Source organism: Pseudomonas sp. TH07 (assembly GCF_016651285.1).
GTDB lineage: Bacteria > Pseudomonadota > Gammaproteobacteria > Pseudomonadales > Pseudomonadaceae > Aquipseudomonas.
Genome location: NZ_JAEKED010000001.1, coordinates 3,403,626 through 3,424,100, shown reverse-complemented (window position 1 = coordinate 3,424,100; position 20,475 = coordinate 3,403,626). Strand labels below are relative to the sequence as shown.

Annotated in this window: 21 protein-coding genes; 12 read left to right on the top strand and 9 right to left on the bottom strand. The window is 64.3% G+C overall.

From position 1 onward, the window contains the following. Nucleotides 1–11 precede the first annotated feature (11 nt). The 3 genes from JFU57_RS15945 to JFU57_RS15935 form a co-directional block, all read right to left on the bottom strand. Entirely contained in the window at nt 12–710 is a 699-nt protein-coding gene (locus JFU57_RS15945) for a segregation and condensation protein A (RefSeq protein ID WP_177326802.1), read from the bottom strand. Between the two features lie 120 nt (nt 711–830). Continuing rightward, complete coding sequence (locus JFU57_RS15940; RefSeq protein ID WP_020299330.1) at nt 831–1,460, bottom strand: L-threonylcarbamoyladenylate synthase; 630 nt, start codon at nt 1,458–1,460, stop codon at nt 831–833. A 13-nt stretch (nt 1,461–1,473) separates the two neighbouring features. Beyond that, a complete protein-coding gene (locus JFU57_RS15935) occupies nt 1,474–2,334 on the bottom strand; it encodes a PHP domain-containing protein (RefSeq protein ID WP_020299331.1) in 861 nt (286 codons plus the stop codon). Between the two features lie 87 nt (nt 2,335–2,421). Here JFU57_RS15935 and JFU57_RS15930 point away from each other — a divergent pair, with 87 nt between their 5' ends. The 6 genes from JFU57_RS15930 (at nt 2,422) to JFU57_RS15905 (ending at nt 6,637) form a co-directional block, all read left to right on the top strand. Further along, entirely contained in the window at nt 2,422–3,018 is a 597-nt protein-coding gene (locus JFU57_RS15930; protein ID WP_020299332.1) for a septation protein A, read from the top strand. Nucleotide 3,019: 1 nt separating this feature from the next. Then, a complete protein-coding gene (locus JFU57_RS15925; protein WP_078470959.1) occupies nt 3,020–3,319 on the top strand; it encodes a YciI family protein in 300 nt (99 codons plus the stop codon). 110 nt (nt 3,320–3,429) lie between these two features. Beyond that, nucleotides 3,430–3,840 carry a translation initiation factor 2 gene (locus tag JFU57_RS15920; RefSeq protein ID WP_078470958.1) on the top strand — a complete coding sequence of 137 codons (411 nt, stop codon included), beginning with the start codon at nt 3,430–3,432 and terminating at the stop codon, nt 3,838–3,840. A 7-nt stretch (nt 3,841–3,847) separates the two neighbouring features. Beyond that, the gene (locus JFU57_RS15915; protein WP_020299335.1) at nt 3,848–4,525 is read left to right on the top strand and encodes a response regulator transcription factor; all 678 of its coding nucleotides are present in this window, start codon (nt 3,848–3,850) and stop codon (nt 4,523–4,525) included. Nucleotides 4,526–4,801: 276 nt separating this feature from the next. After that, nucleotides 4,802–5,239, top strand: coding sequence for a hypothetical protein (locus JFU57_RS15910; protein ID WP_020299336.1), 438 nt, complete (start codon nt 4,802–4,804; stop codon nt 5,237–5,239). A 63-nt stretch (nt 5,240–5,302) separates the two neighbouring features. Next, entirely contained in the window at nt 5,303–6,637 is a 1,335-nt protein-coding gene (locus JFU57_RS15905; protein ID WP_078470957.1) for a sensor histidine kinase, read from the top strand. A gap of 78 nt (nt 6,638–6,715) precedes the next feature. Here the strand turns inward: JFU57_RS15905 and JFU57_RS15900 are convergent, their stop codons facing one another. Continuing rightward, nucleotides 6,716–7,282: a nitroreductase family protein gene (locus JFU57_RS15900; RefSeq protein ID WP_078470956.1), complete on the bottom strand. Its 567-nt coding sequence runs from the start codon at nt 7,280–7,282 to the stop codon at nt 6,716–6,718. Nucleotides 7,283–7,445: 163 nt separating this feature from the next. On the opposite strand from JFU57_RS15900, the gene JFU57_RS15895 reads away from it, so the two are divergent. After that, on the top strand, nt 7,446–8,900 hold the full coding sequence (locus tag JFU57_RS15895) for a TrkH family potassium uptake protein (RefSeq protein ID WP_020299339.1): 1,455 nt from the start codon (nt 7,446–7,448) through the stop codon (nt 8,898–8,900). Here the strand turns inward: JFU57_RS15895 and JFU57_RS15890 are convergent. After that, nucleotides 8,857–9,918, bottom strand: a complete 1,062-nt coding sequence (locus JFU57_RS15890) for an AraC family transcriptional regulator (protein WP_078470955.1) — start codon at nt 9,916–9,918, stop codon at nt 8,857–8,859. The two genes, JFU57_RS15895 and JFU57_RS15890, sit on opposite strands and share 44 nt — an antisense overlap. Before the next feature lie 160 nt (nt 9,919–10,078). Between JFU57_RS15890 and JFU57_RS15885 the strand changes: the two genes are divergently transcribed. Both JFU57_RS15885 and JFU57_RS15880 read left to right on the top strand, forming a co-directional pair. Further along, nucleotides 10,079–10,390 carry a DUF962 domain-containing protein gene (locus JFU57_RS15885; RefSeq protein WP_078470954.1) on the top strand — a complete coding sequence of 104 codons (312 nt, stop codon included), beginning with the start codon at nt 10,079–10,081 and terminating at the stop codon, nt 10,388–10,390. A gap of 117 nt (nt 10,391–10,507) precedes the next feature. Further along, nucleotides 10,508–11,098, top strand: a complete 591-nt coding sequence (locus JFU57_RS15880) for an HD domain-containing protein (protein ID WP_078470953.1) — start codon at nt 10,508–10,510, stop codon at nt 11,096–11,098. A gap of 16 nt (nt 11,099–11,114) precedes the next feature. On the opposite strand, the gene JFU57_RS15875 is transcribed toward JFU57_RS15880, so the two are convergent. Further along, nucleotides 11,115–11,936 (bottom strand): UDP-2,3-diacylglucosamine diphosphatase, encoded by an 822-nt coding sequence (locus tag JFU57_RS15875; RefSeq protein ID WP_201129999.1) that lies wholly within the window; start codon nt 11,934–11,936, stop codon nt 11,115–11,117. A 133-nt stretch (nt 11,937–12,069) separates the two neighbouring features. Here JFU57_RS15875 and JFU57_RS15870 point away from each other — a divergent pair, with 133 nt between their 5' ends. Next, a complete protein-coding gene (locus JFU57_RS15870) occupies nt 12,070–12,825 on the top strand; it encodes an AraC family transcriptional regulator (protein WP_078470951.1) in 756 nt (251 codons plus the stop codon). A 114-nt stretch (nt 12,826–12,939) separates the two neighbouring features. Beyond that, the gene (locus JFU57_RS15865; protein WP_201129997.1) at nt 12,940–13,833 is read left to right on the top strand and encodes a DMT family transporter; all 894 of its coding nucleotides are present in this window, start codon (nt 12,940–12,942) and stop codon (nt 13,831–13,833) included. Nucleotides 13,834–13,872: 39 nt separating this feature from the next. On the opposite strand, the gene JFU57_RS15860 is transcribed toward JFU57_RS15865, so the two are convergent. After that, nucleotides 13,873–14,175, bottom strand: a complete 303-nt coding sequence (locus JFU57_RS15860) for a SelT/SelW/SelH family protein (RefSeq protein WP_201129995.1) — start codon at nt 14,173–14,175, stop codon at nt 13,873–13,875. A 67-nt stretch (nt 14,176–14,242) separates the two neighbouring features. Between JFU57_RS15860 and JFU57_RS15855 the strand changes: the two genes are divergently transcribed. Continuing rightward, complete coding sequence (locus tag JFU57_RS15855) at nt 14,243–16,432, top strand: patatin-like phospholipase family protein (RefSeq protein WP_078470948.1); 2,190 nt, start codon at nt 14,243–14,245, stop codon at nt 16,430–16,432. Nucleotides 16,433–16,593: 161 nt separating this feature from the next. Here the strand turns inward: JFU57_RS15855 and JFU57_RS15850 are convergent, their stop codons facing one another. After that, nucleotides 16,594–18,087 carry a PepSY domain-containing protein gene (locus JFU57_RS15850; RefSeq protein WP_201129994.1) on the bottom strand — a complete coding sequence of 498 codons (1,494 nt, stop codon included), beginning with the start codon at nt 18,085–18,087 and terminating at the stop codon, nt 16,594–16,596. Between the two features lie 7 nt (nt 18,088–18,094). Further along, on the bottom strand, nt 18,095–20,257 hold the full coding sequence (locus JFU57_RS15845) for a TonB-dependent receptor (RefSeq protein ID WP_201129992.1): 2,163 nt from the start codon (nt 20,255–20,257) through the stop codon (nt 18,095–18,097). Between the last annotated feature and the right edge of the window lie 218 nt (nt 20,258–20,475).

Here is a 20,475-nt window from a genome sequence, read left to right as displayed (position 1 = left end):
GTTTCAGCTCGTTATTCGGCTCGCGCCCGCACATGGATCGCCGCAAAGGGCTCATTCTGCACCAGCTCGACCAGGGATTCCTTGACCAGTTCGAGGATCGCCATAAAGGTCACCACGACCCCCAGGCGCCCTTCCTCGGCGGTGAACAGCTCGACGAAGGGCACGAAACCGCCGCCCTTGAGCCGCTCCAGCACATCACTCATGCGCTCGCGGGTCGACAGCGCTTCGCGGCTGACCTGGTGGCTCTCGAACATGTCGCCCCGGCGCAGCACCTCGGCCATGGACATCAGCAACTCTTCCAGGCTCACGTCCGGCAGCAGCTTGCGGGCTCGGGCCTCGGGGGCGTCCAGCTTGGGCACGACCACGTCGCGACCGACCCGGCTCAGGTTATCGATGCCTTCGGCGGCAGCCTTGAAGCGCTCGTACTCCTGCAGGCGACGGATCAGCTCGGCGCGCGGATCGTCTTCTTCCTCTTCGATCTCGGCAGAGCGCGGCAGCAGCATCCGCGACTTGATCTCGGCCAGCATGGCCGCCATCACCAGGTACTCGGCGGCCAACTCCAGGCGCACCGACTGCATCAGCTCGACATAACCCATATACTGGCGGGTAATTTCCGCCACCGGGATATCGAGGATGTTGATGTTCTGTTTACGGATCAGGTACAGCAGCAGGTCCAGCGGTCCCTCAAAGGCCTCGAGAAAGACCTCCAGGGCGTCCGGCGGGATGTACAGGTCCAGGGGCATTTCCAGCACCGCCTGGCCATAGACCATGGCGAAGGGCAGTTCTTGCTGGGCGCCTGCCTGGTCGTCGACGGTTTGTACTGCGGACATCTAGGCCTCGGCCATGAACGGCGCAGGGTCGCCGCAACCGATGCGGATCACTTCCGGCTCGCCATCGGCCAGGTTGATCACCGTCGACGATTCGGTGCTGCCGAAACCGCCATCGATGATTAGGTCCACCTGATGTTCGAGCAACTGGCGCATTTCATAAGGATCGTTCAACGCCTCGCTTTCGCCGGGCATGATCAGGCTGACGCTCATCAGCGGCTCGCCGAGTTCGGCCAGCAGGGCCAGGGCAATCGGGTTGCGCGGCACCCGCAGGCCGATGGTGCGCCGCTTGGGGTGCAGCAACAGCCGCGGCACTTCGCGAGTGGCGTTGAGAATGAAGGTGTAAGGCCCCGGCACATAGGCCTTGAGCAGGCGGAACGTGCCGGTGTCGATCTTGGCGAACAGACCCAATTGCGACAGGTCGCTGCAGATCAGCGCGAAGTTGTGCTTATCGTCCAATTGACGCAAGCGTCGCACCCGCTCGATGGCGCCCTTGTCGCCCATTTGGCAACCGACGGCATACGACGAATCGGTGGGGTAGATCACCACCCCGCCGGCACGGATGATTTCAACCGCCTGTTTGATCAGGCGCGGTTGTGGGTTCTCCGGATGTATCTGGAAAAATTGACTCACTGTCTCTACCTGTTCAGGCGGCAATAATTGGGTCATGTTTGAATCGACACCAAAGCGGCGGCAGATCCTCCGGAACCGGGCGGTACTCGCCTATTTCGGACCAGCCTCCAGGACCATGGAAATCACTGCCGGCACTGACCAGCAGACCGAACTCACGCGCAAGAATCGCCAGGCTGCCCACTTGTTCCGCAGGCTGATGGCCATTGACCACTTCGATAGCGTGGCCACCCGCTTGAATATAGTCGGCAATCAGGCGCCGACGCTTGCTGCGGGTGAAATCGTAATGCCAGGGGTGCGCCAGACTAACCCAGGCACCCGCTGCACGCAGGGTGCCGACGGTGTCTTCCAGGGTCGGCCAATGCTGCTTGACGTCCCCCAGTTTGCCGGCCCCCAGCCACTTGCGAAACGCTTCGGCGCGATCCTTGACGTAGCCGGCACGCACCAGGTAGTCGGCAAAGTGCGGCCGCGCCGGGGCATTGCCGCTGTCGCCCAACTCCTGCTGGATGGCCCGGGCCCCTTCCAGGGCGTCCGGCATGCCTTTGAGCGCGAGTTTGCGGCTTATTTCTTCTGACCGCAGCCAGCGCCCATCGTGCAATTTGGCAATGGCCTCGACCAGCGCGGGGGCGTTGACATCAAAGCCGTAACCCAGGACATGGATGGTCGCGCCGCCCCAGGTGCAGGACAATTCAACGCCGTTGACCAGTTGCATACCCAGTTCGACCGCCGCGCGACGGGCCTCATCGAGCCCTTCCAGGGTGTCGTGGTCGGTCAGGGCCAGGACTCGCACGCCTTTTTCAAACGCACGCGCAACCAGTACCGCAGGCGCAAGAGCGCCGTCGGAGGCCGTGCTGTGGCAGTGCAAATCAACATTCACGGGACTGTTCAACCTCAAGTCAGCTGGCGCTTTCGCTACCATGGATGTTTGTTATTATGCCGCCACATCCTGCTTCTGGCTGCCACTGTGAAACAATTCATCGACTTCATCCCGCTGTTCCTGTTTTTCATCGTCTACAAAATCGATCCCCGCGTGGTCGACATTGCCGGTCAACAAGTGACCCTGGGCGGCATCTACAGCGCCACGGCGATGCTAATCATCAGCTCCCTGGTGGTCTACGGAGCCTTGTTCATCTCCCAGCGCAAACTGGAAAAAAGCCAATGGCTGACCCTGGTAGCCTGCCTGGTCTTCGGCAGCCTGACCCTGGCCTTCCACAGCGAAACCTTCCTCAAGTGGAAAGCCCCGGTGGTCAACTGGCTGTTCGCACTGGCCTTTATCGGCAGCCATTTCATCGGTGACCGCCTGCTGATCAAACGCATCATGGGCCACGCGCTGACCCTGCCGGACCCGGTCTGGACCCGACTGAACATCGCCTGGATCGGCTTTTTCCTGTTCTGCGGCGCCGCCAACCTGTTCGTCGCCTTCACCTTCCAGAGCATCTGGGTCGATTTCAAGGTGTTCGGCAGCCTGGGCATGACCCTGCTGTTCCTGGTCGCCCAGGGCATCTACCTGTCGCGCCATATGCATGACACCGAACCCACCACGCCGAAAACCGAGGACTGACATGCTTTACGCAATCATTGCCACAGACGTCGCCAACTCCCTGGAGAACCGCCTGGCCGCCCGCCCGGCGCATCTGGAACGGCTGCAGCAGCTCAAGGCTGAAGGCCGCGTGGTCCTGGCCGGGCCGCACCCGGCCGTCGACAGCAATGACCCGGGTGCCGCCGGTTTCACCGGCAGCCTGATCGTCGCTCAATTCGACTCGTTGAGCGCCGCCCAGGCCTGGGCCGATGCCGACCCGTACATCGCGGCAGGCGTCTACGCCAGTGTTTCGGTCAAGCCGTTCAAGCAAGTCCTGCCGTAAATCCTCTTCCACGCGATGAACCTTGTCGGTTCATCGCGTTCTCAATCGCTCATTATTCTCGTTTAACGGCCGACAACCTGCCCAACACTCGATTGGAATCAGGAGTTCCGATGCGCCAAGGTACGTTGTGTCTGCTGTTGGTCATGTTATCGATCGGGGCCGTTGCCCATGCTGAAGAAACCCAGGACTCGGGCCGCTCCACGCCTCTGTCCCTGAGTGCCGGCAGCCAGATCACCGAGTTGCAGCAACGCTTGAAAGAAAGCGAGCGGCTGCGTGATGAGTTGAGCAAACAACTGCAAAATGCCGATGCCGAACGCGAAAGTGCCCAGCTCGCCCGCTTGCGCCAGGAGAACCAGCGCCTCAAGCTGCAACTCAAGGAAGCCCAGGCCAGCCCGGTACCACGCCTGCTGACCGATCAGCAGCAATGGTTCGTGACAGGCGCAGGAGTGGCACTATTGGCCCTGCTCTGCGGTATCTTCGCCAGTGGTGGGCATCGAAAGCGTCGACAATGGCTAAATTGAGTGATGAATGAGCGACCTGTTACTGATTGATGACGACCAGGAGCTGTGCGAGCTCCTGACCAGTTGGCTGAGCCAGGAAGGTTTCCAGGTTCGGGCCTGCCACGATGGCCAGAGCGCCCGCCGCGCCCTGGCCGACAGTGCACCGGCTGCCGTGGTGCTGGACGTGATGCTGCCCGACGGCAGCGGCCTGGAGTTGCTCAAACAACTGCGCAACGATCACCCTGACCTGCCGGTGCTGATGCTGTCGGCTCGCGGCGAACCGCTGGATCGCATCCTCGGCCTGGAACTGGGCGCCGACGACTATCTGGCCAAACCGTGCGACCCGCGCGAGCTCACCGCCCGCCTGCGCGCCGTGTTGCGTCGCAGCCATCCGGCCGCGGTGTCGAGCCAGATGGAACTGGGCGACCTGTGCTTCAGCCCGATCCGGGGCGTGGTCAGCATCGATCAGCAGGACATCACCCTCACCGTCTCCGAAAGCCGCCTGCTCGAAGCCCTGCTCAAGCAGCCCGGCGAACCGCTGGATAAACAGGAACTGGCGCAGATCGCCCTGGGCCGCAAGCTGACCCTGTACGACCGCAGCCTGGACATGCACGTCAGCAACCTGCGTAAAAAGATCGGCCCCTACCCCGACGGCCGCCCGCGGATCGTCGCCCTGCGCAGTCGCGGCTACTACTACAGCCTGTAAGACCGTGCGCTGGCGGGCGACGTCGCGCACGCGCTGCAGCCGATAGGCCCGCTTCCCCCACTCCCATCGTCCGCCGGGGCGCCCATGAAGGCCGCGGCCGAACCCGGCCCGAGCCTATCGGCAGCGGCCACAGGCGTTCATCTCCGGTGGAGAATTGTCAGGCCGGGGGATTTTCGTCTTTACCCAAGCTTTACCCTTCGCTGACTGCCGCTGACCTTGATCTGCGTAACCTGAACTCATCCGGAACTGACCGGGAATGAGACAAGGAGACACACCATGCGCAAGACCCTTATCGCTCTGATGTTCGCCGCTGCCCTGCCGACCGTGGCCATGGCCATGCCTGAAGGCGCAGGCCCGATGGGGCCGATGGACGGCCCACGCCACAGCGAGCACATGCGCGGCAAAGGCCCTTTCAGCCAGCTGGATCTGAGCCGTGAACAGCGCCAGCAGATTGGCAAGCTGATGGGTGAGCAGATGCACGAACGCAAGCAACTGGTCGAGAAGTACCTGGAGAAACTGTCCCCAGCCGACCAGAAGGCCATGAAGGACGAGATCGCCGCCAAGAAACAGAAAACCGAAGCGGACATCCGGGCGGTGCTCAAGCCGGATCAGCAGAAAGAGTTCGACGCGATCCAGAAGAAACAGGCTGAGCGTCGCGCCGAATGGGCCGAGTTCAAGGCCTGGAAAGCGCAGCAACCGCAAAAAGCGCAATAATGCGTTAGCGTTTCCCCAGCCCAGTGGCCCCCCCACTGGGCTTTTCCTGTTTGAGGATTTCCTGTGCGTTCATTGTTCTGGCGCATCCTGGCCAGCTTCTGGCTGGCCATCGCCCTGGTTGCAGGGCTGTCGATCCTGCTTGGTCACATGTTGAATCAGGACGCCTGGATTCTCAGCCGTCATCCGGGCCTCAACACTCTGGCCCAGGAGTGGACGCAAAGCTACGAAGCCCAGGGCGAGGATGCCGCCCAGGAGATCCTGCAGCAGCGCAAGCGCCAGTACCATATCGACGTGCAGGTGCTCAATGACAGCGGTGATCCGGTGGTACGCGGCACCTTCCCCAAGCGTGCAGCGGCCTTCGAGGCGCGCCAGAACAGCGATGATCGGCATTTGCCGTGGCGCCGCCTGACCGACGAATACACCAGCCCCAAGACTGGCGACACCTACCTGCTGATTTACCGTATCCCGCACCCTGAGCTCGACGCCTGGCACCGCGACAGCCTGATGTGGCCCTTGAGCGCCCTGGCCATCGCCCTGGTGGTACTGACGTTGTTTAGCCTGTTGGTGACCCTGTCCATCACTCGCCCCCTGAGCCGCCTGCGGGTTGCGGTGCATGACCTGGGCCAGGCCACCTACCAGCAGAACAGCCTGGCCCGGCTGGCTGCTAGGCGTGACGAGTTCGGCGTGCTGGCCAACGATTTCAACCGCATGGGCTCGCGCCTGCAAAGCCTGATCGGCAGCCAGCGCCAGTTGCTGCGGGATGTCTCCCACGAACTGCGCTCGCCCCTGGCCCGGCTGCGCATCGCCCTGGCCCTGGCCGAACGCGCCGAGCCTGCGGAACGCGAACGGCTGTGGCCGCGATTGACCCGGGAATGCGACCGCCTGGAAGCCCTGATCAGTGAAATCCTGGTCCTGGCGCGGGTCGACGCCGACAACGCCAGTGCTGAAGACGTGGACCTCAACGCCTTGCTCGGCAACCTGCAGAAAGATGCCCAACTTGCCTGCCCCGAGCAAAGCGTGCGCATCGAAGCCGAACCCGGCCTACTGCTCAAAGGCTGGCCGACCATGATCGAGCGCGCCATGGACAACCTGCTGCGCAATGCCCAGCGGTTCAACCCGGACGGCCAATCGATCGAGGTATTGGCGTTGCGCCAGGGAGAAAAGATCGTACTCAGCGTGCGTGATCATGGCCCTGGCGTGGAGGCCGAACACCTGGGGCAACTGGGCGAGCCGTTCTATCGCGCCCCCGGGCAAACGGCGGCGGGCCATGGGCTGGGCTTGGCGATTGCGCGTCGCGCGGCGGAGCGCCACGGCGGCAGCCTGATCCTGGCCAATCACCCGGAAGGCGGTTTTATTGCCAGCCTGGAGTTGCCACTGGAACCGGGGGCGGTGGCCTAGTACTGAATGCAACGGGCCCCTGCCTGGAGTGGCAGGGGCCCGTTCAGCGATCAGCGGCATTTAGCCCCATTGCTTGAGTCAGCCCTGGCCCGACCAGGCGCTGACAAACTCCGCCGTGTCGACCTTGGGCGCCACGCGGGGTTCGTTCTGCGGCGTGCCCAGGTACAGGAAGGCAATGATCTCCTCGCCTTCACCCAGGCCCAGGCCCTTGGCGACATGGGCCGAATAGGACAGCTCTCCGGTACGCCATACGGCACCGATGCCCTGAGCGTAGGCCGCCAGCAAAATACCGTGGGCGGCACAACCGGCAGCCAGCAGTTGCTCGCTCTTGGGCACTTTGAAGTGCTCCTGCAAACGGGCCACCACCACAACCACCAGCGGCGCACGCAACGGCATGGCACGGGCCTTGTCCAGGGCCGCCTGGGTCACCTCGCCGCCCTGCAATTGCACGGCTTCGGCCAGCAACTCGCCCATCTGCTCGCGAGCCGCGCCTTCGACCGTCAGAAACCGCCACGGCCGCAATTGGCCATGATCCGGAGCACGCAGAGCCGCGGCGAACAGCGCTTCACGCTGGGCGGCATCCGGCGCCGGGTCGAGCAGGCGCGGTACGGAAACACGGTTGAGCAAAACGTCGAGAGCCTCCATCGGCCACCTCCTGCAAAAAATGTCCGGCCATTCTAGGGGCAGTTGACGTTTGGCGACAGGCCGCAACCGCGCCCCACGGGCAAACGCCGAGGGGGCCCCGGTTTACATGCCCCGCCCCGCAGGTAGAATGGGCGCCCTTCAGTTATCAGCCCGAGCGGACTTCATGGCGTTGCCGACCTTACGGATCATTGGTTTCATCATCGGCATCTTCCTGATCACCCTGGCCATCGCCATGGTCATCCCGATGGCAACCCTGGTGATTTTCGAGCGCACGGGCGATCTGCCGTCGTTCCTCTGGGCCAGCATGATCACCTTTATCGCCGGCCTGGCGCTGGTGATCCCCGGGCGCCCGGAGCATGTGCACCTGCGTCCGCGCGACATGTACCTGCTGACCGTATCGAGCTGGCTGGTGGTGTGCATCTTCGCCGCCCTGCCGTTTCTGCTGACCCAGCACATCAGCTATACCGATTCGTTTTTTGAAAGCATGTCCGGCATCACCGCCACCGGTTCCACAGTGCTCAGCGGCCTGGACACCATGTCCCCAGGCATTCTGATGTGGCGCTCGCTGCTGCACTGGCTTGGCGGCATCGGCTTTATCGGCATGGCGGTGGCGATCCTGCCACTGCTGCGCATCGGGGGCATGCGCCTGTTCCAGACCGAGTCTTCGGACCGCTCGGAGAAAGTCATGCCCCGCTCGCACATGGTGGCGCGGCTGATTGTGGCGGCTTATGTCGGTATCACTATCCTCGGCAGCCTGGCCTTCTGGTGGGCCGGGATGACCCCGTTCGACGCCATCAACCACGCGATGTCGGCTATTTCCACCGGTGGTTTCTCCACGTCCGACGAATCCCTGGCCCACTGGAAACAACCGGCGGTGCATTGGGTGGCGGTGGTGGTGATGATTCTGGGCAGCCTGCCGTTCACCCTGTATGTCGCCACTTTGCGTGGCAACCGCCGGGCGCTGCTCAAGGACCAGCAAGTACAAGGCCTGCTCGGCCTGCTGCTGGTCACCTGGCTGGTACTCGGCACCTGGTACTGGTGGACCACCAACCTGCACTGGCTGGATGCCCTGCGCCACGTGGCGTTGAACGTGACCTCGGTGGTCACCACTACCGGTTTTGCCCTGGGCGACTACAGCCTGTGGGGCAACTTCTCGCTGATGCTGTTCTTTTACCTGGGGTTTGTCGGCGGCTGCTCCGGCTCAACGGCAGGCGGGATCAAGATCTTCCGCTTCCAGGTGGCCTATATCCTGCTCAAGGCCAACCTTAACCAGCTGATTCACCCGCGCGCGGTGATCAAGCAGAAATACAACGGCCATCGCCTCGACGAGGAGATCGTGCGTTCGATCCTGACCTTCTCGTTTTTCTTCGCCATCACCATCTGCATGATCGCCCTGGCCCTGTCCCTGCTCGGGGTGGACTGGATGACGGCCCTGACCGGTGCCGCCAGTACGGTGTCCGGCGTCGGCCCGGGACTGGGCGAGACCATCGGCCCGGCCGGCAACTTCTCGACCCTGCCGGACGCAGCGAAGTGGATCCTGTCCCTGGGCATGCTGCTCGGGCGCCTGGAAATCATTACGGTGTTCGTGCTGTGTATTCCGGCGTTCTGGCGTCACTGACCAAGGCTGAATCCTGCAACAGCCGCGCCCGATATTCGCCGGGCGTGGCATCGAACCAGCGGCGGAACGCGCGGAAGAAGTTGCTCGGATCGGCAAACCCCAGCAAATAGGCGATCTCCAGCAAGGTCATGCTTGGCTGGGCCAGGTACTGTTCGGCCAACTCACGGCGGGTGTCATCGAGCAGGGTCTGGAAGCTGGTGCCCTCTTCCTGCAGCCGCCGTTGCAGGGTGCGCTGGGACAGGTGCAGGGTCTGGGCCACCATCTCGCGCTTCGGTTCGCCCTGGGGCAGCAGTCGGCACAACACCTGGCGCGCCTTGTGGGTTACCCGGCTTTCGGAAAACCGCGCCAGGTATTCGCCGGCAAAGCGATCGTGCAACAGGGCCATGGCCTCATTGGCTGTCGGCAGCGGCGCTTCCATGTCGCCCCGCTCGAATATCAGCGCATCGTAGGGCGCGTTGAACACCAGCGGCGCATGAAAAGCGTGTTTATAGGGCTCCAGGTCCGCAGGCGGAGCGCCCTGGACCAACACCTTGCGCGGCTGCAAGGTGCGCCCGGTCAGCCAGCCGCACAGGGCCAGGGCGCAGGCCAGGGAGGCTTCGGCACTTTGCCGGGTCGGCGGCAGATGATCGCCATGCACGGTCAGAATCAGTGCATAGCCTTCAGGTAAAAGTCGAAAACTCAAATCAGCGCTTTCGGCAATGATGCGTTGATAGCGCACCAATCGCTCGAAACCCTCGGCCAGGGTGCGACTGGACATCAAGGCATAACCGGCCACATGAAACGACGCCGGGCGCACCACCTTGCCCATGTTCAGGCCGATCGCCGGGTTGCCCGACAGCTCGACCGCGCGCTGCCACAGGCGGGTCATCGAGTCCTGGGGAAAACGTGCATCAGGGTCGTCCAGCGATCCATAGTCGAGGCCCAGCTGCTTGAACAATGCACGGCAGTCGAGGCCGTCCATCTCCAGCGCTTTGACAATTCCCATCGCCCAGCTTGCAGAAGTCGTTCGTTCGCTCATGGCGTTTTCTTACATGGTGAGCCGCATGCTACGGCCAGATTTGCAAGGATACTAAAGTGGCGCCCATTGTCACTGGCTACATCCATTGATGACTCTAGACTCAAATAAGCTCCCCGCGGCACATCCCATTATCAGAACAACTACCAGCGAGGTCGTAGGCGTGGAAAACATCAAGCGATTCAACAGCTTTGCCGAATTCTATCCGTACTACCTGAGCGAACACGGCAACAGTACCTGCCGCCGCCTGCATTTTATCGGCACCAGCCTGGTGATCTTCATCCTGGCCCTGGCCATTGGCAAAGGTGCCTGGCTGCTGCTTCTGGCGCTGCCGGTGGCGGGCTACAGCTTTGCCTGGATCGGGCACTTCTTCTTCGAAAACAACCGCCCCGCCACCTTCCAGCACCCCTTCTACAGTCTGCTGGGGGATTTCGTCATGTACCGCGACATGATCCTCGGCAAGGTGCCCTTCTAGTCCAGACTCCCCTGCGGGCCACGCGGCTCGCCTGGTCAGCAAGCCGTCTCCCACAGCCACTGCGCGGGCAATCACAGGGCATAGACTCGAACCATCATCCACAACAAGAAGATGGCCATGAGCGATCACGCCCGTTTTACCCATATGCAGGATGGAACCGAGCAGGACTGGGCGATCATCGCCGCCGACTTCAGCGCCTATGCCCGGCAGCTGGCATCGCGCATCGTCACCCACCTGCGGCTGCTCGAAGGCGACTTCGGCGGCTTCCCGGTGGATCGCCTGAGCCACTCCCTGCAGACCGCCAGCCGCGCCTGGCGCGATGGCCAGGATGAGGAGTACGTGGTCTGCGCCCTGCTCCACGATATCGGCGACACCCTGGGCAGCTACAACCACCCGGATATCGCCGCCGCCATTCTCAAGCCCTTCGTCAGCCCGGAAAACCTGTGGATGGTGCAGCAGCACGGGATTTTCCAGGGCTACTACTTCTTCCATCACCTGGGCATGGACCGACACCTGCGGGAACAATTCAAGGACCACCCGCAGTACCAGCGCACCGCCGAGTTCTGCGCCAAGTACGATGCCGCCGCCTTCGACCCGGACTACGACAGCCTGCCCCTGAGCTTCTTCGAACCCATGCTCGAGCGCCTGTTCGCCCAGCCGAAAAACTCGATCTACAAGGCCGCCATGCAAGAACACCACGCGGCCTGAACCGCGCCAGCGGAGCTCATGCCGGCTCCGCCACCTTCTGCTGTTCGGCCTTGAGCTGGGCTTCACGCGCCTGGGCATCGGCCAGGCGATACAGCTCGATGGTGCCGTCCCAATGCTCGATCAGCGCCGTGCATGACTCCACCCAATCGCCGCAGTTGAGGTAGTCCACCTCGCCGACCTTGCGGATCTCGGCATGGTGAATGTGCCCGCAGACCACACCCTGCAAGCCGCGCTTGACGCATTCATGGGCGATGGCTTGTTCAAAGTCGCTGATAAAGCTGACCGCGGTCTTCACCTTGTGCTTGAGGTAGGCCGACAGCGACCAGTAGCCATAGCCATAACGGGCGCGCCAGTGGTTGAGCCAGCGGTTGAGGGTCAGGGTAAATTCGTAGGCCGAGTCGCCGAGAAAGGCCAGCCAGCGGTGGTAGCGGGTGATCACATCGAACTGGTCACCGTGGATCACCAGCAGGCGCCGACCATCGGCGGTGGTGTGCAGCGCCTCGTCCACCAGTTGGATATTGCCCAGGATCAGCTTGGAGTAGCGGCGCAGGAATTCATCGTGGTTGCCGGTGACGTAGATCACCTCGGTCCCGCGTTTGCTCATGGTCAGCAGCCGGCGGATCACATTGGTGTGGGCCTGGGGCCAATACATGCCGCCGCGCATTTTCCAGCCGTCGATGATGTCGCCCACCAGGTAGATGCGGTCGGCCTGATAGCCCTTGAGAAACTGCGACAGATGCTCGGCCTGGCAATCCCGGGTGCCCAGGTGCACATCGGAGATCCATAAAGTTCGTACCCGCTGCTTACGACTGGGTTTGACGAGTTCGGCGCTGGTCATGGGCACTCTCCTGCTGTTTTTGCGAGCTTGCTCCGTGGCGATTAATAGCCCATGACACAAATACGACCGTCCGATGACAGCCCGCGCGCAACGGCCCCCGGTGTAGACTGCCGCCTCTGCCAAGGAGACCGGGATGCGACCGATCCTCACCCTGCGCCACTACAGCCACGACCTGATCGTCCACAGCCATGACCATGCCCAACTGGTGTTCGGCCTGTCGGGCCGGCTCGACTTCGAAGTCGACGGCCAGGGCAGCCAGGTCGGCCAGCAGAGTTTCGTGGTGGTGCCGGCCGGCGCCCACCATGCCTGCGGCAGCCCCGACGGCAGCCACTGCCTGGTGCTCGACGTGCCAAGCGAGCACTGGGTCATGCAATCGCTGGGGGAACACGCCGAGGCCAGCCGGCGCTTGCTCGACACCCCCGGGCGCCTGCTGCTGGCCCCGGCCCAGAGCCAACTGGTCGACTGGCTGGCCGCCAGCCCGGTGGCCGATCCGCTGATTGCCCAGCAAGGGGCGGTGCTGTTGCTGGCCAGCCTCAACAGCGCGCTGCCGGTCGGTGGCGGTCGGCGCCTGCCCTATGCCGCCTTGAATGCCCACATCGACCAGCACGCCGCCCACCCGCTGCAAGTCGCCGATCTGGCACGGCTCGCCGGCCTGTCCAGCGCACGCCTGCATGCGCGATTCGTTGCCGAATGCGGGCAGACGCCGATGGACTACATCCGCAGCCGCCGCCTGCACATGGCGGTCAACCTGTTGCGCGACTCGCCCCTGGCCATCGGTGAAATCGCCCAGCGGGTGGGCTACAGCTCACAGAGCGCGTTTGCCGCTGCCATCCTGCGCGAATACGGCACCAGCCCCGGCAAGTTGCGGCGCGCCACGGAGCCGCGCTAGTTCCTCGACAAAAGACGCGAGCCCCGCGACAGACAGCGCATCGGCCACGCCCGTAAACTGCTGCCCTGCCGCAGCGCCCGCCAGAGGGCCCGGCTCTATTGTTTAAGGATTGAAATGACTCCGCGTACCGCCCTCGGTGCCCTGCATATCGGCGCCCTGATGTTCGGCCTGACCGGGGTGTTCGGCAAACTGGCCGCCGCCTCGCCGGCGATTATCGTGTTTGGCCGCGCCGCTTTCGCCGTCCTGGCCCTGGCCTGTTTTGCACGCCTGGCCAGCAACACCCGCTGGCAGCCATTGACCCGCGGCGACTGCTCGCGCCTGCTGCTCAGCGGCCTGCTGCTGGCCGGGCACTGGGTGAGTTTCTTCATCGCGGTAAAGGTGGCCGGGGTGGCCATCGCGACCCTGGGTTTCGCCAGCTTTCCGGCGTTCACCGTGATCCTCGAAGGCCTGATCTTTCGCGAGCGCATCCGCCTCAACGAGATGGTGCTGGTGCTGCTGGTGAGCATCGGTCTGGTGCTGGTCACGCCGGACTTCGACCTGGCCAGCGAGGCCACCACCGGCCTGCTGTGGGCTCTGGCCTCGGGGTTGTTGTTCGCCCTGCTGTCGTTGAACAACCGGGTCAGTTCCGGGCGTATTCCGGCGGTCCAGGCCGCCCTGTGCCAGAACCTGGTGGTCGCCGCCTGCCTGCTGCCGGTGGCGGCGCCGGGACTGGGCGAGGTGCGGCCACTGGACTGGCTGTGGCTGGCCCTGCTCGGGGTGTTCTGCACCGGCCTGGCCCACAGCCTGTTCGTCGCCAGCCTGGCGGTGATCAAGGCTCGCACAGCGGCGGTGGTATTCGCCCTGGAGCCGGTCTACGGGATCAGCGTGGCCTGGTTGCTGTTCGGCGAAACCCCGACCCTGCGCATGTTGCTCGGCGGGGCCTTGATCATTGTCGCCATCGTGGTCTCCAGCCAACTGGGCGCTGCTTCAACTCGCAAGGCTAGTAACGAGCATGCCCCCTCTCACTGACGCCCCATGCTCGACGCGCCGCTGTTTTTGGTACAGGAACTAGACCGTAGGCGGGTTCTGAGTGCGGTCGTTATGGCCCAGGTCGCGCTGCGGGTCGATCTGGTCCCGCAGCCGCTGCTTGAGCACCTTGGCCTCGGGGAAGCCGCCATCGGCCTTGCGCTCCCAGATCTGCACGCCATCGCAGGTGATGCGAAAGGCGCCGCCGGTGGCCGGTTCCAGGGCCACGCGCCCCAGGTCGTCGCTGAACGTGCTCAGCAGTTCCTGGGCCAGCCAGGCGGCGCGCAACAGCCACTGGCATTGGGTGCAATAGGTGATGAGCACTTCGGGTTTACGTTCAGTCATGGTTCGGCGGACTCCTGGGTTTCGGCCGCTATAATAGCCGCCTTTTTCCGCCGCCCCGAGAGCCGTGATGCGCCGCCTGTTGTCCTGCCTGTTGCTGTGCCTGTTGCCATTGATGGCCCAGGCCGCAGAAATCCCCCGTCCCACCATCGGCCTGGTGCTGTCGGGGGGCGCCGCCCGGGGCCTGGCCCATATCGGCGTGCTCAAGGCATTGGAGGAGCAAGGCATCCGCATCGACGCGATTGCCGGCACCAGCATGGGGGCGGTGATCGGCGGGCTGTACGCCTCGGGCTACAAGATCGACGAGCTGGAAAAACTTGCCCTGGGCATCGACTGGCAGCAAGCCCTGTCCGATGCCCCGCCGCGCGAGGACGTGCCCTTTCGCCGCAAGCAGGATGACCGCGACTTCCTAGTCAAGCAGAAGCTCAGCTTCCGTGACGACGGCAGCCTCGGCCTGCCCCTGGGGGTGATTCAGGGCCAGAACCTGGCCTTGCTGCTGGAGAGCAAGTTCGCCCACGTCAGCGACACCCGCGACTTCGACAAACTGCCGATTCCGTTTCGCGCGGTGGCCACCGATATCGCCAGTGGCGAGAAAGTGGTGTTCAGCAAAGGCCACCTGCCCCAGGTGATTCGCGCCAGCATGTCGATCCCGGCGGTGTTCGCTCCGGTGGAGATCGACGGCCGCCTGCTGGTAGACGGCGGCATGACCGACAACATCCCGCTGGACGTGGCCCGGGACATGGGGGTCGACATCGCCATCGTGGTCGACATCGGCTCGCCGCTGCGCTCGCGCAAGCAATTGACCACCGTGGTCGACGTGCTGACCCAGTCGATCACCCTGATGACCCGGCGCAACTCCGAAGAACAGCTGGCCGCCCTGCACCCGGACGACATCCTGATCCAGCCGCCCCTGTCGAGCTATGGCGTGACCGATTTCGGCCGCGCCCAGGACATGATCGATGCCGGCTACCGCGCCACCCGCATCCTCGATGCGCGCCTGGCCCGCCTGCGCCCGACCACAACCGTGGATGCCGAACTGACCGCGGCCCGGGCGCCGAGCCAGCGCACACCGATCATCAGCGCGATCAAGGTCGAGAACGACTCCAAGGTCAGCGATGACGTGATCCGCTATTACATTCGCCAGCACATCGGCGAGCCCCTGGACCTGGGCCGCCTGCAAACCGACATGGGCACCCTGTACGGCCTGGACTACTTCGAGCAGGTGCATTACCGGGTGGTGCACAAGGACGCGGACAACACCCTGGTGATCACTGCTCGCGGCAAACGCAACGGCACCGATTACCTGCGCCTGGGGCTGAACCTGTCCGATGACCTGCGCGGCGACAGCGCCTTCAATATCGGCGCCAGCTACCGGGTCAACGGCATCAACAGCCTCGGGGCGGAATGGCTGACGCGCTTGCAGTTCGGCGATCAACAAGAGCTGTACAGCGAGTTCTACCAACCGCTGGACGTGGGTTCGCGCTACTTCGTCGCCCCGTACATCGCCGCCGAATCACAGAACATCGAGTCGGTGCTGGACAACGACCCGATCGCCGAATACCGCCTGGAACGCTACGGCTTCGGCCTCAACCTGGGGCGGCAGATCGGCAACAGCGGCGAGATCCGCTTCGGTGTCGGCGAGGCCTGGGGCAAGGCCAAGGTGCGCATCGGTGAGCAGGACCTGCCCAGCGAAAACTTCAGCGAGGGCTACTACCAGCTCAAGTACTCTTTCGACTCCCTGGACAACGTCTACTTCCCCCACAGCGGCGAAGACATCGGCCTCTCGCTGCGCCAGTTCGAACCCAACCTGGGCTCGGACAAACGCTACCGACAATGGGAATTCAAACTGGACAAGGCGCTCAGCAGCGGCCCCAACACCTTCATCCTCGGCGGCCGCTATGGCCGGACCCTGGACCGGGCCGACGTGGTGTCGTCGAGCTTTGTGCTGGGCGGCGCGCGCCAGCTTTCAGGCTTTCGCCAGGACGCCCTTTCCGGACAGAACATCAGCCTGGCGCGGGCCGTCTATTACCGCCGCCTGACGCCTCGGGCCTACCTGCCGCTGGACTTCCCGCTGTACATCGGGGGCTCCCTGGAACGAGGCCGGGCCTGGAACAATGACAATCAATTCGACAGCGGCTACATCAATGCGGCGAGTATTTTCCTCGGCTTCGATACCCCCCTGGGGCCTTTGAATTTCAGCTACGGCGTCAACGACGACGAGCAGAAGGCGCTGTACCTGAACCTGGGGCAGACGTTCTAGTCCCCCAGGCGCCTAGTACCTGTGGCGAGGGAGCTTGCACGCGCCGGACTGCATAGCAGTCCTGTTTTGGGGGCCGCTTCGCACTGGCGCGGTGCCCGGCCATGCGAGAGCAAGCGCCCTCGCCACGGCACAGCGCCCCTGCTTGAGTAACGGGCATCCCCTTATTGGCGCTTCGCCGCCAGGCGCCTGGCCGAAGGTTTGCGCGGTCGCAACCGACGCCAACCGAGCCAGGTGCCGCTCAGGCTGAGCAACAGGCCGCCGAGGCTGGCGCTGATCAGCACGCCGTCCCACAGCGGCCGACGCTCCAGCAGCGGCAACCAGTCCCAGCTGTGCAGCAGGTTGAACAGCCAGCGATAGACCCGGCGACGCTCGTCCAGCTGTTCGATCACCGCGCCGCTGCGCGGGTCCAGGTGCAGCCAGGTGCTGGCCGGGTCATCAAAACGCAGGCGCAGGGCCGGCAAGGGTTTGTCCAGGTGACCGAGCATGCTGTGCTCGGCGCGGCCGTAGTAGTAGGCGTCGTAGCCGTGCAGGGTCTCGACCTGCACGCTGCCGGCCGGCCACATCGCCGAGGCGGCGCGGGCCAGTTCCTGCGGCTCCATCGACAGGCGCAAGCGGCCGCTGCCATCGAGCAGACGCACCCCGCCGGCGCCGTCGCGGGCCAGTAGATAACCCTGGCCGCCGATCCGGCGCCACTCGATCTCCCTCGGCGCAAAACCGTCGGCCTTGAAGCGCGCCAGGGCTTGGGCGGTGTCCGGCGCAAACGCCTCGGGCAACAGCGGACCGCCTTGATAAGCCGCACCCGACAAGGCTTGCGGATGCTCGAACACCCGCCACGGGTTCATCGACAACCAGCCGCTGAAGACCCAGGTCAAGGCCAGGCTGCCAAACACCAGGCCAAGCACATGGTGCCAGCGGGCGATGCCCTTGTAGGGGGTGCGCGAACCGCTGCGATAAGGCTTGGTAAAACGCCAGCGCAGCACGCCGACCAGCATCCCGGAGAGGCACATCAGGCTGGCGGCGAACGCCAGGCTGGTCACCACCCAACCCCAGGCGCCATCCAGCACCCCGCCGCGCAGCGGATACAGCCAGTGCAGCCAAGCCCCGACCCAATTCCACAGGCGTTCGTTGCCGGTGGCCACGCGCACCACCGCGCCGGTCTGCCCGGAGAGGTACAGCAGGCTGGCGTCGCGATCCTGCAACTGGATGCGGTGCAGCGGTCGCTCGGAGTCCAGGGCTCGGGAGTGGCTCCAGGCGTCCTCCCAGACCGCGCCCAGATACAGCGCCGGCGCCGGGTCGAATTGCTCGGCACTGGCGACCAGCAGCCCCAGGTTCGGCACGACCCGCTGGCCGGTTCGGGCATCCACCGCGACGCTGCCGGCATCACGGTAGCCCAGCAGGTAATGCGGGCGGCCGGCCAGGCTGCTGAGGCGAATACTGCTCGGTGCCTGCTCGCGCTGCGCCGCCTGCAACGCCACGCTCAGGTCGACGCAGCAGCCTTGAGCCGACAAAGGCGGCAGCCGCGCCAGGTGCTCGGCGGGGGTGAGTTTGGGGTAACCGACATACAGCATCACCACCCCGGAGAAAAACCACAGCGCCAGCAGCAGGCACAGGCCAATCCCCAACCAACGGTGCCACAGGTACAGATAACGTTTCATTCGCGCCTCAGAACCGCGTGTCCAACGCCAGCTCAACGCTGCGCGGGGCTCCCAGGTACAGCTGCGTGCCATTGGCGCGCTCGGCATAAATTGCGTCTGTCAGGTTGCGCACCCGTGCCGTCAGGCGGGTATCGGCGCTCAGGCGGTAACCGGCAAATGCCCCGAACACCTGGTAACCCGGGACCCGCCGCTCGTTGGCCGCATCGGCATACACCTGGGCCACATGGCGGCCGTCGAAACCGAGTTGCCAGGCCGGGTCCAGGTCCCAGGTCAGCCACAGGTTGGCCACCTGACGCGGGGTGTTGCCCGGTGTGTGCCCCTTGCGCGGCACACTCACGCCATCGACCCGCTCGCTGAAATCGTCGTACCAGGCCTCGGTGTAGGCCAGGTTGCCTTCCACCAGCCATTGCGGGGTCACGCGCAGCGAGCCGGCCAGTTCCAGGCCACGGCTCGATTGCTGGCCGACTGCCAGGCTTTGCCCGGGATTGAGCGGGTCGGCGGTGGCCAGGTTCTTGCGCTCGATCTGGTACAGGGCCACGGTGCCGGCGCCACGCCCCTGAAGAAAGTCGAACTTGGCGCCGACCTCCAATTGCCGGCCTCGGGTCAGGTCGAAATCCTCGACCTGACCCAGGGTCGCGGTGGCCAGCATCCCGGCCGGCGGATCGGCGGCAGTGCTGTATTGCACATAGACGTTGGCGTGCGGGGTCAGCTGGTAGACCAACCCGGCGCGACCGGTACTGGCAGCGTAATCACGGCTGAAATAGGCCGGGTTGCTCGCGCTCACCGCGCGGTAGTTGTCGACCTGCAACTCGATGCGCTCATGGCGCAGGCCGGTGAGCAGCGACAGACGCTCGGTCAGTTGCAGGTGGTGCTCGAAAAACAGCCCCCGGGTGTCCACCTGGTTGCGCCGGTCCTTGTGGAATCCACGCTGCATGCCGGGGATGTCCCAGAAACTGCCCGGGTCGAAATCCCCCGGATCCACCTGGTCCACCACGCCGGGCAGCGAACGCGGCAGGCGCATCTGTACGTTATGGCTGTAGTCCAGCCCCAGCAGCCAGCGGCTGTCGAGGTCGAACAACGGCTGTTCGCGGTGCAGCTCGAAACGGTTGCCGATGACCTGTTGCTCATGGCGCTGCAACAGCGCGCCGGAACGGATCACCGCGCTGTTGTCGGCGTTGTAGCGGTAGTTTTCCAGGTTCTGAAACTGCCGCGTGGCCTGGTAGCGGTAGAGGGTGTTGCGCAGCTCGGTGGCCTCGTCGAAGCGGTATTCGCTGAGCGAGCGCAACCACTGCACGCGCTGCTGGTACAGGCTGTCGTCGACATTGAAATTGCGCAGGCGGTCGCGGCGGTCGATCTTCATCGTGCGGCCAGTGCCATTGAGCACCGGCGTGCCCCAGTAGGGGTTGTCGACCCGTTCTTCCTGATACTCCAGGGCCAGGGTGTGGCTGAACTGCGCGCTGATATCGCTGAGCAGGGAGAAGGCGCTGGTAAAGGCCTCGCGCCGCTCGCGGTCGGCATAGCCCCGGCCCTGGCTGTGGCTGAAGTCCAGGCGCGCGACGTGGTTTTCTCCCAGGCCGTGGTTGAAGCCCAGGGCGGTTTCACCGCTGTGATCCGAGCCCTGGCGCAGCCGAGCCTGGTTGAAGTCGTGGCCGCGCAGCGGTTGTTTGGAGATGTAATTGAGCGAGCCACCCACCGCCCCGGCGCCATTGAGAAAACCCGAGGCCCCGCCAATGGCTTCGACCCGGTCGTAGATCCAGCCGTCCACCGGGCGTGCGGTGATGCTGTCGTAATGCAGGCCGATACCGTTGAACAACTGGCTCACCTGGCCGCCGCCAAAGCCGCGCCAGCTCACGGCATTGCCCATGCCTGGCGGTGCCGACGCATTGAGCCCGGGCACGCTGTCGAGCATCTCACCAGTGGTGCGGGCGCCGCGGCGCTCGATCTGCTCGCGGGTGACCACGCTGACCGAGGCCGGGGTCGAACGCAGGTCAAGGCCCAGCCGCGAACCGGTGCTGCTCAGGCGGTCCAGTTCCAGCCCCGGGCTGAGGGGCGCCTCATCGGCACTGACGACCTGATCGGGCAGGACCAGCGCCTCTTCGGCCAAGGCCGGGGAACACAGGGTGGCGCACAGCAGCGCAGCGTAACGACGGCGGGCCGGGAGGTGGTTCATGACGGGCTTTCCTGAAGACGCGGGGCGCTGCAAAAGACCCCGCGACGGGCTCGGGGCACGGCTGGTCGAATCGGCGACCGGGCGCACCGGATTAAGGGCGCCATGGTGCAAAAACAACGGTCCGAGGCCTATCGGCCAAGTACTAAAACCTCAGCCCCGCTCACGCTTCGAGCTGCATATCCGGCCATCGGAAACCAACACTTCTTTACAAAAAAGGC